This window comes from Aromatoleum evansii, assembly GCF_012910805.1.
In the GTDB taxonomy this organism is placed as follows: Bacteria; Pseudomonadota; Gammaproteobacteria; order Burkholderiales; family Rhodocyclaceae; genus Aromatoleum; species Aromatoleum evansii.
Genome location: NZ_WTVK01000196.1, coordinates 1 through 474, shown reverse-complemented (window position 1 = coordinate 474; position 474 = coordinate 1). Strand labels below are relative to the sequence as shown.

Annotated in this window: 1 protein-coding gene; it reads left to right on the top strand. The window is 71.7% G+C overall.

Features of this window, described 5'->3' with window-relative positions:
* The coding region (locus tag GO615_RS29875) for a GNAT family N-acetyltransferase (RefSeq protein WP_169133078.1) at positions 1-322 on the top strand (322 nt) is incomplete at its 5' end.
* Positions 323-474: the final 152 nt, after the last annotated feature.

The following is a 474-nucleotide window of genomic DNA, read 5'->3' as shown; positions in this document are numbered from 1 at the left end:
CCCCATGACGACCGGCACGACGACGACGCCGCAAGCCGACGACGCCCGACGTCCCGCTGACGAACTGCGCACCCCGCGCCTGACGCTGCGTCGGTGGACGAATGACGACGACGTCGACGCCGCTCACACCGGCCGCGGCTACGTGACGGAGGCTGCGTGCGCCATCCTCGACGAAGCGCTCGCCGGCGGCCTGCGCCGCGTCGTCGCCGTCACCGATCTCGACAACCACGCCTCGCAGCGGGTGGCCCGCAGGATCGGCATGCACCACGTCGGCCGCGCACGCGTCGATGACGACCAGGAACTGGAGTTCTTCGTCAGCTGACGACGAACGCGCGCAGCCCCGAGACGCGCTCGGCGCCGAGCCGACGTCCCGTCACAGCGTCACGAGGACCACGCCGACGACCGTCAGCGCTACCCCGACGAGTTGCACCATTCGCAGCCGCTCGGCGAGCACGACGCGGGCGAGAAGGAGCG